At 28.8% G+C, this 15,373-nt stretch carries 11 protein-coding genes; 7 read left to right on the top strand and 4 right to left on the bottom strand.

Annotation, left to right across the window (positions count from 1 at the left end; genetic code table 11):
• Positions 1–564: 564 nt before the first annotated feature.
• The gene (locus tag E0E45_RS12690) at positions 565–2,217 is read left to right on the top strand and encodes a ShlB/FhaC/HecB family hemolysin secretion/activation protein (protein WP_130891514.1); all 1,653 of its coding nucleotides are present in this window, start codon (positions 565–567) and stop codon (positions 2,215–2,217) included.
• 23 nt (positions 2,218–2,240) lie between these two features.
• The gene (locus tag E0E45_RS12685; protein WP_130891513.1) at positions 2,241–6,812 is read left to right on the top strand and encodes a filamentous hemagglutinin N-terminal domain-containing protein; all 4,572 of its coding nucleotides are present in this window, start codon (positions 2,241–2,243) and stop codon (positions 6,810–6,812) included.
• A 681-nt stretch (positions 6,813–7,493) separates the two neighbouring features.
• Here E0E45_RS12685 and E0E45_RS12680 read toward each other — a convergent pair.
• On the bottom strand, positions 7,494–7,904 hold the full coding sequence (locus E0E45_RS12680) for a hypothetical protein (RefSeq protein ID WP_130891512.1): 411 nt from the start codon (positions 7,902–7,904) through the stop codon (positions 7,494–7,496).
• Positions 7,905–8,080: 176 nt separating this feature from the next.
• Here E0E45_RS12680 and E0E45_RS12675 point away from each other — a divergent pair, with 176 nt between their 5' ends.
• Both E0E45_RS12675 and E0E45_RS17715 read left to right on the top strand, forming a co-directional pair.
• Positions 8,081–8,602 (top strand): hypothetical protein, encoded by a 522-nt coding sequence (locus E0E45_RS12675; protein WP_130891511.1) that lies wholly within the window; start codon positions 8,081–8,083, stop codon positions 8,600–8,602.
• A 301-nt stretch (positions 8,603–8,903) separates the two neighbouring features.
• On the top strand, positions 8,904–9,077 hold the full coding sequence (locus E0E45_RS17715) for a hypothetical protein (protein ID WP_172604192.1): 174 nt from the start codon (positions 8,904–8,906) through the stop codon (positions 9,075–9,077).
• On the opposite strand, the gene E0E45_RS12670 is transcribed toward E0E45_RS17715, so the two are convergent.
• Positions 9,047–9,784 carry a GntR family transcriptional regulator gene (locus tag E0E45_RS12670; protein ID WP_130891510.1) on the bottom strand — a complete coding sequence of 246 codons (738 nt, stop codon included), beginning with the start codon at positions 9,782–9,784 and terminating at the stop codon, positions 9,047–9,049. The two genes, E0E45_RS17715 and E0E45_RS12670, sit on opposite strands and share 31 nt — an antisense overlap.
• Positions 9,785–9,962: 178 nt before the next feature.
• Between E0E45_RS12670 and E0E45_RS12665 the strand changes: the two genes are divergently transcribed.
• From E0E45_RS12665 to E0E45_RS12655, 3 genes are read left to right on the top strand one after another with little or no spacing between them, the layout of a single operon-like run.
• Positions 9,963–10,931 carry an SIS domain-containing protein gene (locus tag E0E45_RS12665; RefSeq protein WP_130891509.1) on the top strand — a complete coding sequence of 323 codons (969 nt, stop codon included), beginning with the start codon at positions 9,963–9,965 and terminating at the stop codon, positions 10,929–10,931.
• Between the two features lie 16 nt (positions 10,932–10,947).
• Positions 10,948–11,805: a PfkB family carbohydrate kinase gene (locus E0E45_RS12660; RefSeq protein ID WP_130891508.1), complete on the top strand. Its 858-nt coding sequence runs from the start codon at positions 10,948–10,950 to the stop codon at positions 11,803–11,805.
• Positions 11,806–11,838: 33 nt separating this feature from the next.
• Complete coding sequence (locus E0E45_RS12655; protein WP_130891507.1) at positions 11,839–12,594, top strand: basic amino acid ABC transporter substrate-binding protein; 756 nt, start codon at positions 11,839–11,841, stop codon at positions 12,592–12,594.
• Positions 12,595–12,646: 52 nt separating this feature from the next.
• Here E0E45_RS12655 and E0E45_RS12650 read toward each other — a convergent pair whose 3' ends face one another.
• Entirely contained in the window at positions 12,647–14,161 is a 1,515-nt protein-coding gene (locus E0E45_RS12650; RefSeq protein WP_130891506.1) for an AbgT family transporter, read from the bottom strand.
• 14 nt (positions 14,162–14,175) lie between these two features.
• Positions 14,176–15,372, bottom strand: coding sequence for an amidohydrolase (locus tag E0E45_RS12645; RefSeq protein ID WP_130891505.1), 1,197 nt, complete (start codon positions 15,370–15,372; stop codon positions 14,176–14,178).
• Position 15,373: the final 1 nt, after the last annotated feature.

Raw genomic sequence — 15,373 nt, 5'->3', positions numbered from 1 at the left:
ATAAATTTAGTAGTAATGTTATTAAGGCAGCTTCAGCAAAAAATGAATATAAAAAACAAAAATTTATTTTAACCCCAGACAATATGTCTGAGGTTTTTTTATAATTTTTATTTTAATATATTTTTCTATTGGTAGTTTACAGTTCAAAGTTCTGTTTTTCAATTATAATCTATAATTAAAATTATATATTTATATAATTAAAGTGATTTAGAATTTGTATAATATGAAAAAAAATGGTTACAAGAAGATTAATAACTTGAAAAAGTATACCTCTTAATATTTAGGTATATAAAATCCCTAAAAAATGATAATATTTAAAATATACAATTAAAATATAAATTAGCATATTTGATATATTAAAAAGTATATATTTATAGTTAAAATAACATTATTTTTAAAAAAATATTAAAATGACATCGAAAATATAAAAAAATATAAAAATAAAGATAAAAATAGAGGGTAGAAATTTATTTGATAAAAAGCACTTAAATATATATTAAGAAATATACTGAAAAAGAGATAATATTAGAAGTATATATTGGAAAGTTTGCCGGGAGAGATTTTATGAAAATCAAGGGGATATGTTTTTGGATTTTTTTAATACTTAATTACTGCACCTATGGGAATCAGCAGGAATTAAATAGAGAAGAAAGAAGAAGACAGGCAGAAGAGATAAGGAAGTTAGAAAAGAGTGGGATAAAGGATGAAGTCAAGTTAAATGATATTGAGGAAGATATTCAAGCTATGGGGAGTGAAATAAAGAGTATTATTATTGAAGGAAATACTCTTTTGAAGAAATTTCAAATTGAGTCTTTGAAAAAAAGATATGTAGGAAAAAAAGGTGGAAAAAATATATTGAATCTGATGAAGGAACTTGAAAATCTCTATTTAGAAGAAGGATATATTTCTGTCAGAGTAAAAATAGATATGGAAAAATCAAATATTCCAGAAGGAAGGATATTTTTAAAAGTAATAGAAGGTCATGTAGAAGAGATTCGATTTAAAAATGAAAAAAAACAGGAAAATTTAAAAATTTTTACTTCTTTTCCTATAAATAGAGGAAAAATATTGAATATAAATGATCTTGATCAAGGAATAGATAACCTTAATTCTGTTTCTTCTAATAATGCAAAATTAGATATAACAGCAGGAAATGAGCTGGGAGGAAGTATAGTAGAAATAGCTAATCAGAGAAGTAAGAAAATATCTGGAACTGTAAATTATAATGATTTAGGGCAGAAATCTACAGGAAAGGACAGAATAAAATTTTCTCTTATTTTTGATGATATTTTAGGGATAAATGATTCATTTGCAAGTACTTATCAGCGAAAACTTGGAAACAATAGAAAATACAAAGATAATGAGAATTTTTCTTTTTACTATAGAGTTCCAATAAAATATTGGGAATTTTCAATATCAAAGGACCAGTCAGAATATCTTTCTACAATAGAGTCCTTTGCTCATACCTATGAAGTAACAGGGGTTTCAAGAAATATGAATTATTCAGCAAGAAGGATAGTAAACAGAAACAGCAGTGGAAAAACTTCTGTAGGAGTAACTTTGACAAACAAAGAAACTAAGAATTATTTTGATGGAATAAAATTAATAACAAGTTCAAGAAAACTCTCAGTATTAAAAGCAGATGTAAGTCATAATAGAAGGCTTTTTAATGGAGTATTTTATGGGAGTTTGACTTATCATGAAGGAATAAAAAAATTTGGAGCAGAGAGAGATGAAAATAAGGGAGATTATTCTCCCAGAGCTCAGTTTCAGAAATATACAGCTGATTTAAGCTGGTATAAGCCATTTATGATAAAGGAGAAGAGATTTTTATATAGAGTTTCTTTCAGTGGGCAGTATTCAGATGACATACTTTATTCTTCAGAAAAATTGGGAATAGGGGATGATACTACTGTGAGAGGCTTTAAGGAAAATTCGATAATGGGAGATAAAGGTTTTTATTTAAGAAATGAGATTGGGTATAACTATAAATTTTTAGAACCATTTATAGCTTATGATTATGGAAGGGTAAAAGATGTGTATAAAGATGATTATTATGAGAAAAATGGAAGTGAGATGAGTGGAGCAACAATAGGTTTAAGAGTATACTTGAATCATTTTGATATGAGTTTTTCATACTCAAAGCCTTTAACAGCTCCTGCATACATAGAGAAAAATACACATGAAATATATTTTAGTATGAGTGCAAGATTTTAAACATTTTAAGGGGGAAGATTAAAATGGAGATATTAAAAAATAAGCTGCTGAAAAGATTGCTAATCTATACTTACATCTTTTTTAGTATCTTTGTACAGTCTGTAATGGCTGCAGGAACAGTAGTTGATAGAAATAAAAATCAGCAGACAAATGTGGAGAGAGCACCAAATGGTGTTCCTATAGTTAATATAAATGCTCCTAATAAAAATGGAGTTTCTCACAATTATTTTGAGGAATATAATGTAGGGAAGGAAGGAATACTTTTAAATAACAGCAGTAAGGAAAATAATAAAACTCAATTAGGAGGTATTATTCAGGGAAATTCTAATTTGAAAGGAAGAGAAGCTGATGTTATTCTGACAGAAGTTACTGGTGTAAATAGAAGTAAGATAGAGGGATATACTGAAATTGTTGGGAAATCTGCTGAATATATTCTGGCAAACCCAAATGGAATATATCTGAATGGAGCAGGATTTATAAATACTCCTAGGGTAATACTTACAACTGGAAAGTCTATAACAGATGAACTTGGAGATTTAAAGGGATTTGATATAGATGATGGGACAGTTGTAGTTGGAGGTCAGGGGATAGATGGAAAAAATGTAAGAATGGTAGATATCGTTTCAAGAACAGCTGAACTAAATGGAGCAGTATATGGCGGAGAAGAGGTAAATGTTGTTCTGGGAAGAAATGAATATAATCATAATACAAGAGAGGTTAAAGCTAAAGCTGAGAAAGAGGGAGATAAACCTAAAGTGGCTCTGGATGCAAAAGCATTGGGGTCTCTTTATGCTGGAAGAATATATCTTCAAAGTACAGAAAAAGGTGTTGGGGTAAACAGTCAGGGAGAGATGCTGGCAGGCTCTGGAGATTTGGAAATAGATGTTAATGGAGATTTAATACTGAAAGATGCTCAGGCAAAGAATAATATAAATATTAAAGCAGAGAATGTAAAGATACAGGAAAGAGCTATTGCTGAAAATAATATTAGTATAAATTCAAAAGATATAGTAAATACAGGAAATATATCTTCAAATAAAAATGTAGAAATAAAAAGTTCTAATGTTGAAAATAAGGGAAATATATCTTCAAAAAATATAAATATATCTAATAAAGAAAAAATTGTGAATACAGGAAAAATATCAGCAGATACTGTAACAATAACTTCAAAAGATATGGAAAATAAAGAACTTACTGCAGGAAGTGCAGATATCACATTAAGTGGAAATTTAAAAAATGAATCTTTAAAAGCAGTGGAAAATTTAAATGTTAAAGCTAAGAATATAGAAAATATAGGAACTATAGCTGCTAATAAAAAGGTAAAAATAGAAAGTCCCACTCTTACAAATAAGGGAGATATTACAGGAGAAAGTATAGAGATAAAAAATGAAAGCAGTTTTATAAATGAAAAGAATATCATATCTTCATCATTGGAGATAACTTCAAATTCTCTATATAATAATGGAGTTGTTCAAGGAGATATTTTAACTTTAAAAGTCACAGATTATCTGGAAAATAGTGGAAGTATAACAGGGAAAACAACTAAATTAAATGCAGGGCAAATGTTGAATAAAGGAATTATCTATGGGAAAGATTATCTCACTCTAACAGCTTCTAAATATGTAAACGAAAGCTATGGAATAATAGCAGGAGGACAGATTTTTGTATATGGAATTGGAGATAATGCTGGAAGTATACAGGGCGACAAGGTGAAGCTTGCAGGAACAAGTATTAAAAATAGTGGAAATATTACAGGAAAAGATACATTGATTATCAATGCTGATTTGGATAACAGTGGAGCTGTTCAAGGAAAGAATCTGGTAGAAATAGACGGAAATATAAATAACAGTAAAAATATAAAGAGTGAGAAGGAATTGAATATATATGGAAACACAATAAATAATGGATATATTTATGGTGAAAATGTAGATATAATTGGAAATGTTAATAATAGTGGAAACATATTGTCTTTACTGAATATGAAGATAACTGGAGATGTAACTAATAATAAAAATATAAGCAGTGGAAATAAACTTATTTTGTTAAGTGATAAAGTTTTGAATAATGGAGAGATATCTGCATTAGAACTTTTAATTACTGGAATCAAACTTGAGAACAAAGGAACAATAACTTCAGTTGAAGGAGTCTTTAATGTTTCTGATTTAGATAATTCTGGAACTATCTATGGAAAAAACAGCATTACTATTTCTGGAAATAAGATTTTAAATACCAACCTTATTCAAAGCTCAAATAATTTGTATTTAATTTCAAAGAATATAATAAATAGAGGGGATATATTTTCTGGAAATGATATGAGCATTACATCTCAATTTCTAAACAATGGTGGAAGAATAATAGGAGATGGAGATTTAATATTTGATACTGAAAATGCTGTTGAAAATTCTAATTTAATTCAAGGAGATAATATAACACTCAAAGAAATAGATAACAGTGGAAAACTTGTTGCTAAAGGAAGAATAAAAGCTTCTAAAACAAAAAATAAAGGAACTATTTCTGCTATGAAAAATTTTGAAGGAGAAGGACTGTTGAATTTACTCTTTGGGAAGCTTATTCTTGGAGAAAATTTAAGTCTTGAAAAAGAGCTTCTTAATGAAGGTATTATTTCAGTAAAAGGAGATATAACAGCAGAAAATGTTTCTAATACAGGAAGTATAATTTCTGATAATAATATAACTCTAAAAGAGCTAGACAACAACATTGGGAGTATAGAAGGAAGAAATATAAAAATAGAGAATACAGGAACTCTTAATAATCAATCAGGAAGTATAAAAACATTTGATAATGATTCTATACTGTATATTCAGGCAGAAAATATTCAGAATGCTGATGGAAAAATACAATCACAAGGACAGCTTGAGCTTGATATTTTTAATTCTTTTACACTGGATGGAAATTATAAAGGAAATGGAGTTTTAAAAATAACAACAATATCTCTTAGTACAAATACAGATATAGAAAATAGTGGAGATATAGTACTTAATCTGTCAGGAGCTTTCCTAAATAATAATAAATTTGTCAGTGGAAAAAATATAACTCTCAATGCAGTGAATCTGATAAATAATAAAATACTGGGCAGTACAGGAAGTTTTACTGTTGATCTTTCAGAAAGATTGGATAATTTTGGCAGTATTATTCTAGGAAATGGAAATAATATAATAGCAGTTGCTGAAAATATAAATAACAGTGGATATTTAATCTCACAAAATAATCTTACTATAAATTCAAAAGATTTGATAAATGATGGACAGATAGCTTCTGGGAATATTTTAATTTTAAACTCAGAAAATATATTAAATGGGAACTATTCTTTAATATATTCAGCTAATGATATGACTATAACTCTAAAAGAAGACTTTATCAACAATAAAGGAGAGGTACACTCTGGAAATAATGCAGAGATAAAAGCTTTAGGTAAGGTGCAAAATAATGCAGGAATTATAGAGGCAGTGGGAGATATTTATATAGAAGGAGCACAAATTGAGAATTTAGGAGAAATTGCAGTAAGTTATTCTGCCTCTGGAGGAACAGATGGAGAGTATGCAAGAAATATGGCATATATTTCATCAGGAAAAGGGATTACTCTGAAAACTATAGGAGATGTAGTAAATAGAGAGGGGAACATTTTGGCAGGAAGAGATGTAAATGTAACAGCATATAGAATGATAAATGGGAATATTATAGATTATAATAACGATGAGAAATATGAATATAATGCATATTCTTTTTATGAGAATGAGAAAAAAGAAGTAGAAGTTTATGATAAAAAGTTATCTTTAACTGAATCATTTACTCAAAAAGCTGAAACTGATAGAAGAACTAAAATATCAGCAGGAAATAAAATAAATATATCTGCTATACAAATAGGAAATGGAGCTTTATTAACTGAAGAAAATTTAGTAAATAATAAATACGTAAATATAGAGCAGATAATTGTTGACAGTAGTAATGTGGAGAGAACTGGCACAATTAATACAGAAGATTATATTACAATTCCTGAAGGAGATAAGGGACTGTTTAGTGTGAGCAGAGATTTAATTAATTCAAGAGATATTTCAATAGATGCTAAAGAAAAAACAGATGTAGGAAAAGATGAAATATTAAAAAGAGATAACTCTGTTTTAAACGAAAAAATTCCAGAATTTACATATTTGATAGAAACAAATGTGAAATATACAGATATGGGTTATTACCTTGGTTCAGATTATTTTTTTAGAAAAATAGGATATAATCCAGAAAGAGATATTAGACTTTTAGGAGATTCTTTTTATGAATCAAGGATAGTGAACAGAGCAATTTTTGAAAGTACTGGAAAAAGATATTTGAATGGAGCTGCAAATGAAAAAGAACAGATGCAGATACTATTGGATAATTCCATAAAAGCTATGGAAGATTTTAGTCTATCTATTGGGATAGCTCTTACAAAAGAACAGATAAATAATCTTAAAGATGATATTATCTGGTATGTAGAAGAAGAAGTAAATGGAGTAAAAGTTTTAGTTCCAAAGGTATATTTATCTAAAGAAACTCTTGCTTCACTTATAGATAACCAAATAGATATAGCAGCAGGAAATTAAATAAGCATCCAACAATTGAAGTAAATGATTAAGGCTGTAACTAAAAACTACAGCCTTTTGCTATTTTATAGAAGAAATTCATTACCTGAAGTAGAAATATTTTTTATAATATCATGCAAAGATAAAATAAAGTCTTGAGTATAACTGCTTTTAACTCTCTCAGCAGAATGGATAAGAATATCTCTAGTAATCATTGGAGGAATGGTACATGTTTTTTGTACCAGATGATTTTTTTTAGTATGTACTCAGGAAGCATAGGTACCCACATAAAAGCTCCTTTTACATTTACCAGCAGATTTATGTGGGTACCTCTGTTATAAACATATATGCATTTTAGAAGAGGCAAGAGTTTCAAAATCTTTTACAGTTAAGATTTTGGGATCTCTTTATACTATTACAGTTTTTTTTATTATAAAAATAAAAAATTAATTTGGTGACATACATTTATAGAATTGTATAGTTAAAAATAGTTATTAGAGAATATTACATAAAATAAAATATTAATTATAACTTAAAAAAATATATGGTAAAATAAGGAGAAAAGAGAACTATAATATAAATAATATTCTATTATTGAAAAATTAAACTTTTTATAAAAAAGAAAGTATAAATTTGAAGAGAATGTTTATATAGGTCCTTTAAGTAATTGATTTTATAATTTTTTTTAAAGTAATAAAAATATTAAAATATAATGGTAGATTTTTTTATATTATCATAGTTTTTAATGGTAACTGGTAAAATACAATTTTCAGGAATTATTATTTTTTTATTCAAATTTACAATAGCAGCATAGAGGTTTTTTCCTTCAGTAACATCATTAGGAAGTTCAGCAACACAATTAACAGACCCAAGAGGTCCACTGCTTTTTCCATAGTTATACCATAGCTTTAGACTGAATTTTTCCCAAGCAGGTGTTTTTAGTTTTTCTTTTAAATCTCCAATGTTATCTCTGATTTTTTTTAGAAATACATAATCATTTTTTATGTCTTCATCAAGAGAGTAAAAAACAAAGTTAAATTTTACTTTTTCATTTATTTTTACTGACATGACATAAAGATTTGTTGTACATTTTTTAGAAGAAAACCATTCCATAGTTTAAAACCTCCAGTTTTTATAACATAATAACAAATAAGATGAAATATGTCTATACAGTGAAGGTTGCTTTTTTGTATATCATGATTGACTATTAACAAATGAAGATGAATATTATTTGAATAAGAAAGAAGTTACAAAAAATTATAAAATATTTACTAAAAAAGGGGAATATTATGAAAAAGTTTCTATTCTTAATTTTGTTTTTTACAATTTTTGTTTTTAGTTTCTCTAAAGAAGTATTTTTAAAAAAGATAGAGCTAGAAAAAATAAAAACCATTCTCATAGATAATGGATTTATTTTTAAAGATGAAAGTACGTATTATTTTTTTGAAAGAAGAGAGGGAAAACTTAATGAAAAAATTGATATTTTATTAAAGGATGATGAAATTCCTTATGGTATAGGAATAATTGTATCTTGTCATAATTTAAATGTAGATCAGTTGAAATTAAAAAAAAGATTGATAAGTTTAGTTGAAACATTAAATGAGGGAATTATTGATAATAAATTGAAAAATAATATAATGGAATCCTTAAAAAAAATGCCAGAAGAAACTTCTAGGAAAGAACTTGATATAGTTCCATATATGAAGAAAACAAATAATATATATGACAACGGAGATTATTATATAGTGACAGCCAGCAGAGAAAGTGGAAAGAGTATAAAAATTATTTTTGAGCCATATTTGACTAAATAGAGAAAATAAGTATATTAACTTAATATAGATAATTAAATATTTTTAATTAATCATCTTTAAGATTGAAATTTTATTTGTAGCTATAAGATGATTTTTGTTATAAAGGTAAAATGTGTATAAACCAAGTTAAATAGGGTTAATAATATGATTTTATTTCTTAACTTTAAGTATTAAAAAAAATAATATCAATTATGTATATTGAAAAAGATATTTGATATATAATTGAAAATTAGTGAAGAAAATGAAAGAGGGAAATGAATGTGAAAAATATATTTAAAGGAGCTATGAGGAAGAACTAGGAATGTGGACAACAGTAGTTAAGACAACAGAAATAGCAGGAAAATATGTGATAGAGGCAGAAGTTTCGTGGACAAAGAAAAAAGTATTTAAATCAGTTCATAGATCTCTGGTTGTAAAAAATGGCTGCCAACTGGTAGCCATTTTTTATTTACTGTATCGAATATTATTCAAATGAAAACGATAATGCTCTGAATTTATAAACTGTTTTCCAATGTGAATAAGTTCTTTTTTATCATCATACATTTGAGTATAAAGATAGAAAAGAGGTTCTCCATTGGACAGCTGCATCAAAGGAGCTATATCACTTCCAGCACAGACTATGTCTAGATAGGAATTATCTGAAGAATCAACTTTTATACCATATTTATTTCTTAAAAGAGAATAAAGGGAAGTATTTAAAGGTTCTGAAAATAAGAAATCAAACTTAGGATATGGAAAATAGTTATTCTCACACATTATAGGAAAACCATCTGCAAACCTTATACGCTGTATAAATAAAATTTTTTCTTCCTTTTTTAAACCCATCTCTTCAATCTGTTTTTCTGTAGGGATAAGAATTTCTTTCTTGGTAACAATACTGGAAGGAATCATTCCATTTATTTCACAAGATTCAGTAAAACTTAATAAATTATCTATTTTTCTCTGTATTCTATTTTGCTGGACAAAAGTTCCCTTTCCTTGTTTTTTTAATAAGAATCCTTCTCTAACTAATTCTTCGACGGCTTTTCTTATTGTGATTCTGCTTACTTTATAGATTTCACTCAATTCAATTTCTGTAGGAATTTTTTCTCCATGAATAAGAGTTCCTTTTTTTATAGAATTTTTTAATTCTTCTTTGAGTTGTTTATATAAAGGTATTTTTGTATTTGAAATTAATGCCATACTAAATCTCCTTAAATTACTGAATATATCACATTTATTTTATTATACTATGTAATTTAAGAAACAACAAGAAAATTCATCATAAGATGTTATATGATAAATTAAAAAAACACTATTGTTTATAACGTTATATTATGATATAGTTATGTTATGAAATTTAATTGGGAAAGGAGTAAAAATGAATTCAAAAGAAATCATAAAAAAAATATTAGATGAAAAAAATAATATCAAAGATATATATTTCATAGCATGTGGAGGTTCGCTAGTTGACCTTTATCCAGGATTTTATTTTATACAGGCTGAATCAGCTTCTATACATGCATCATGGTATACAGCTAAAGAGTTTGCTATAACTCCACCAAAAACTTTAGGAAAAAATAGTCTGGTGATTGCAGTATCACATGGAGGGAATACAAAAGAAACTATAGAAGCAGCAAGAGTTGGAAAAAATGCAGGAGCATCAGTTATTACTTTAACTCATAATAAAGACTCTGTATGTGGAGGAACTGAATTTATACCATGGGTGTATGATTGGTCTTTTGATATAAATGAAAAAGATAAACCACAGGGGATAGTTCTTTCGCTGTTAAATGAATTATTACATATGCAGGAAGAAGAGTATGAGTTATATGAATCTATTTCTGATGGACTGGAAAAAATAGATTCCATAGTTAAAAATGCAGCTAAAAAAGCTAAGAATGCCTCTTGGGTTTTTGCAGAAAAATATTGGAATGAACCATTTCTTTATATTATGGCTTCTGGTGCTTCATATTCACAGGGATATGGTTTTGCTATATGTTCATTGCAGGAGATGCAATGGATGGACTGCTGTTATCTTCATTCTGGAGAATATTTTCATGGGCCATTTGAAGTAACAGATGAAGATCATCTTTATATTCTTTTAATGAGTAAAGGAAAAAATAGAGTGATGGATGAGAGAGCACTTAAATTTCTTGAAAAATATGGGAAAAAATATGAAGTGATAGATGCAGAACAATTAGGAATTGGAGAGATAGATGAAATGTGTGTTGAATATTTCAACCCTATATTATTTTATGCTATGTCAGTAGTCTATCGTACAGCTCTTCAGAACAAACGTAATCATCCTTTGGATATGAGACGTTATATGGATGTTGTAGAATATTAAAATTGAGAGGTGAGTTATGGAAAAATACTCAATAAAAGTATTGGGGTTTGGAGATAATGTAGTTGATAAATATGAGCATATCAAAACAATGTACCCAGGAGGAAATTGTGTAAACTTTGCTGTATATTCTAAGATGTTTGGGGCAGAAAGTTCAGCATATATGGGATATTTTGGAAATGATAAAGAAGCTGAACATGTAATAGAAAGTTTAGAAAAAGCAGGAATAGAAACAATAAAATGCAGGCAGTTAGAAGGAGAAAATGGCTGTGCAAGAGTAACTTTGATTAATGGAGAGCGTATATTTTTAGGGTCAAATGAAGGTGGAATAAGGGGAGAAGTCCCATTTGTTTTAGATAGATTTGATTTAGAATACATAAAGAAATTTGATTTAGTTCACAGTGGAAATTATTGTTTTACAGAAAAAGAACTTCATAAAATAAAAGAAACAGGGGTGTATGTTTCTTTTGATTTTTCAGATGATTCAACAGAAGATTATTTTAAAAGAATAGCAAAAGATATAAATTTTGCTTTTTGTTCTTTTGATGGAACAGAAGATGAAACTAAAAAATATTTAAAGAAAATAGTAGATTATGGGGCTGAAACTGCATGTGCTTCAAGAGGAGCAGATGGATGTATTTTATATGACGGGGGAGATTATTTTATACAGAAAGCAGTACCTTTAGAAAAAGTTGTAGATACAATGGGAGCAGGAGATTCTCTCATTGCTTCTTATTTAGTGAGTTATTTATCTTTGATAAAAAAAGGAACAGATAAAAAAGAAGCTGTAAAAGTAAGTTTAATAAAAGCAGCAGAATTTGCTGCTGAGATTTGTACCATAGAAGGTGCATTTGGTTATGGGAAAAAATATGAATAGACAAAGTTTAATTTAAATAAAGGGGGATTTATTATGAAAAAATTGATACTAGTTTTAACTTTACTGTTCTCTACTTTATCTTTTTCAGCTGAAAAACTTTATGTAGGGACAAATGCAGAATTTAAGCCTTATGAGTATTTGGAAGATGGAAAAATGGTAGGATTTGATATTGAACTTATGGAAAAAATAGGAGAAGAATTAGGGTATGAAATCAGCTGGATTAATATGTCTTTTGATGGTCTTCTTCCAGCACTTCAACTTGGAAAAGTAGATGCTGTAATTGCTGGGCTTACTCAAACTCCCGAAAGACAAAAAGCAGTAGATTTTTCTATTCCATATATGTTTATCTTCTCTTCTAAGCATATTATTATAATAAATGAAAAGAGTGATATAAAGACTAAAGAGGAATTAAAAGGTAAGAATATAGGAATACAATTGGGAGCTATACAGGAACAGTTTGTTAATGAATTAGAAGGGAAAGCAAAAGTTTATGATTCTTGGACTGGAGCTTTGATGGATCTTAAAGCTGGAAAGATAGATTCAGTTATAATAGATGAATTATCATCAAAAGCCTATCTAGAAAATTTAACAGGAATTAAACAGATAGATACTTTAGTTGATGAACAGCCAGCTGCTTCTATTGCATTCAGAAAAAATGAGAAAGAGTTAGTAGAAAAAGTAAATAAAAAAATAATTGAATTAAGAGATAATGGAGAATATTTAAAAATATTAGAAAAATATTTTCCAGCAAATATTGAAGAATTCAAAGCTGCTTATGAGAAAAAATAAATAAAATAAAAAGCCCATATTGAAAAGTTTAATTCAATATGGGCTTATAATATTAAGAAAGCCAGATAACTCCACCAGGTCCAACTGGAAGATTGAATGTCATCCAAATAACAATCTGAATGATAAATATACAAAGGAATGTAAATGAGTAAGGAAGCATAGCTGCAAATAAAGTACCCATTCCTGTGTTCTTATCATATTTTTGGGCTGTTGTAAGTAATATAGCAAAGTAAGCAAATAAAGGAGTAAGATGGTTAGTAGAACAATCTCCTAATCTATATACTGCTTGTGTAAAGGCTGGATGTATATTTAACTGTATCAGCATAGGAACAAATATAGGCCCCATTAAAAGCCATTTTGTTCCTCCACTTCCTATGAAAAGATTTACAAGAGCTGTCAATAATAAGAAACATACAACTATTATTTGTGTAGGTATTGGAAGAGAAGCAAGAAAATTTCCACCTTTTATTGCAAGAACCTGAGCTAAATTTGATTTATCAAAAAGGAAAAGAAACTGTCCAATAACTACTGCTAAAGCTATAAATCCTGCTAATGAAGATATAGACTCAGACATCATAGTATAAACATCATTTATACTTTGAATCTTTTTTATAGTTACTGCATAAGTAAGTCCAGCTAATGAGAAAACTATTATGATAATAAATTGAAGGCACTGCATAAGAGGAGCTCCAAATATTAATGAGTGATTTACTGGATTTCTAAGAAAACTATTTTGTGGTATACAACTTGCAACTAAGATAACTAGAAATATTAAAACATTTCTTCCAGCTTTTTTTACTGCTGTTCTTTCTTCATCTGTTATAGCCATATCAGAATTATCTTCCTCAGCAAATTGGTATTCTCCAAGCATTGGTTCAATAATTTTTATAGTAACTATTGCAGAAGCGGTTATTACAAGAACTGCTGAAACAAATAAGAAGAAATATCCATTCAACAGAGGCATATCAAAATTGGGAAGAATACTAGTAGCTGATTGTATAGAAATTGGAGTAAGAACTACATCCCAACCTCCAGGGATAAGGCAGGTACTGAATCCTCCTCCAACAGATGCATAACCTAGAAACACTCCAGCTAGAGGATTTCTTCTAAGACCATAAAATATTGCTCCTGAAATAGCTGGGATAAGAATAAAAGCAGCATCTCCAGCCTGATTTCCAAGGACACCTATAGTAGCTATTACATATATAGCTATATTACCTTTTCTGCCATATAACCCCATTTTTATAGCTGATGTAAAAAAACCGCTTCTGTCACAGAAACCAGTAGCTATACCAAGTATGATAACAACCCCAAGAACTGGAAAGTTTTGGAAATTTTTAACAAAGTTGGGAACTAAGAGCATAAAACCTTTTAAACTTACAAGATTTATTACAGAAATAGTTTCCCCAGAAGTAGGATGTATAGCTGAAATTCCTAATTTGCCCAAAACAAAGGAAAGTACTAAAACTATAATTATAATATATAAGAACAGAGCCATAGGATGTGGCATTTTATTTCCCACAACTTCTATCCAATTAAGAAACCCGCTTTTTTCTTTTTCTTTCATAATTTATCCACCCCTTAGATATTTAGAAAACTTGAAGCAAATTTTGTTGTAGAAATAACACCAACGATAAAGGCATTTTCATCAAGATCGAAATGAACATTGTGGTGTTCAGCTGTTGAACCAATTTTTTTATTTCCAGCTCCAACAAATACAAATAAACTTGGGCATAGAGCTGAATATCTGTTGAAAGACTCAGAAGCATACCACTTTTCTTGATGAATAAGAGTTCCCTCAGGAAGTATTTCACTTAAATGTTTGGCAGCAAAAGCTGATAATTCTGTATCATTTATTGTAGGGTTGGCAGCTATTCTCATGTCTGGAGCGAATTCTATTGAACAATTTTGAGATTTAGCAGCATATGTAGAAACTTCTTTAATGAGATTAAAAGCTTTTTCTCCCTCAGCAATATTAAAATATCTTATAGTTCCTGAGATAGAAACTTTATCAGGGATTATATTTGCAGCAGTTCCTCCATTGATAGTAGCAAGACCCAATGTAACAGTTTCATTTGAATTTATTCTGTTAACCCATGCAGAAGATAAAGACATAAGAATATTAGCAGCACCAAACAGAGGATTAATAGAAAGGTCAGGTCTTGAACCGTGGCCTCCTCTTCCTATGATATCCATCTTTATAAGAGCGGCTCCAGCCATTCTTGGACCAGGATCAATACTTACAGTACCAGTTTTCATAAAAGAAGTTAAGTGTATTCCCCATATTGCATCTATATTTTTCTTAGAAAGCACTGTCAGCATTTTATCTATTCCACAGCCTATTTCTTCTCCTTCTTCAAAACAGAAGATAATAGTTCCACTAAGATAGTCTTTAAGTTTAACTAAAACTTTCATTGAACCAAGGAGCATAGCCATATGACCATCATGCCCACAGGAATGACATGCTTCAGCTCTTTTAGAAACATATTTTTTCTTACCAACCATATTAATTTCACTTTCAGGCATTTTTAAAGCGTCTATATCACTTCTTAAAGCAAGTGTCTTACCAGGATTTTTACATTTTAAAGTAGCAATAAAACCAGTTGTTGAAACTTCTTCAATAGGAAGTCCCAAAGTCTCAATTTCTTTTTTCAAAAATGTACTTGTATCAAATTCCTGTCCAGAAATCTCAGGATTTTCATGCAGATATCCTCTTGTAAGTTTTACATATTCCTCAACTTCTTTAGCAGCTGCTATTATCATTTCATTTGACAGCATA

It is taken from the genome of Fusobacterium ulcerans ATCC 49185 (genome assembly GCF_900683735.1).
Taxonomy (GTDB): Bacteria; Fusobacteriota; Fusobacteriia; order Fusobacteriales; family Fusobacteriaceae; genus Fusobacterium_A; species Fusobacterium_A ulcerans_A.
Note: the sequence above shows the minus strand (reverse complement) of the source record. Positions and strands in the feature narration are given on the sequence as shown.

Bases quoted from the DNA above. Each gene is read 5' to 3' on its own strand.
- E0E45_RS12690 (WP_130891514.1), top strand. From the start codon at position 565: ATGAAAATCAAGGGGATATGTTTTTGGATTTTTTTAATACTTAATTAC.
- E0E45_RS12685 (WP_130891513.1), top strand. From the start codon at position 2,241: ATGGAGATATTAAAAAATAAGCTGCTGAAAAGATTGCTAATCTATACT.
- E0E45_RS12680 (WP_130891512.1), bottom strand. From the start codon at position 7,904: ATGGAATGGTTTTCTTCTAAAAAATGTACAACAAATCTTTATGTCATG.
- E0E45_RS12675 (WP_130891511.1), top strand. From the start codon at position 8,081: ATGAAAAAGTTTCTATTCTTAATTTTGTTTTTTACAATTTTTGTTTTT.
- E0E45_RS17715 (WP_172604192.1), top strand. From the start codon at position 8,904: ATGTGGACAACAGTAGTTAAGACAACAGAAATAGCAGGAAAATATGTG.
- E0E45_RS12670 (WP_130891510.1), bottom strand. From the start codon at position 9,784: ATGGCATTAATTTCAAATACAAAAATACCTTTATATAAACAACTCAAA.
- E0E45_RS12665 (WP_130891509.1), top strand. From the start codon at position 9,963: ATGAATTCAAAAGAAATCATAAAAAAAATATTAGATGAAAAAAATAAT.
- E0E45_RS12660 (WP_130891508.1), top strand. From the start codon at position 10,948: ATGGAAAAATACTCAATAAAAGTATTGGGGTTTGGAGATAATGTAGTT.
- E0E45_RS12655 (WP_130891507.1), top strand. From the start codon at position 11,839: ATGAAAAAATTGATACTAGTTTTAACTTTACTGTTCTCTACTTTATCT.
- E0E45_RS12650 (WP_130891506.1), bottom strand. From the start codon at position 14,161: ATGAAAGAAAAAGAAAAAAGCGGGTTTCTTAATTGGATAGAAGTTGTG.
- E0E45_RS12645 (WP_130891505.1), bottom strand. From the start codon at position 15,372: ATGCTGTCAAATGAAATGATAATAGCAGCTGCTAAAGAAGTTGAGGAA.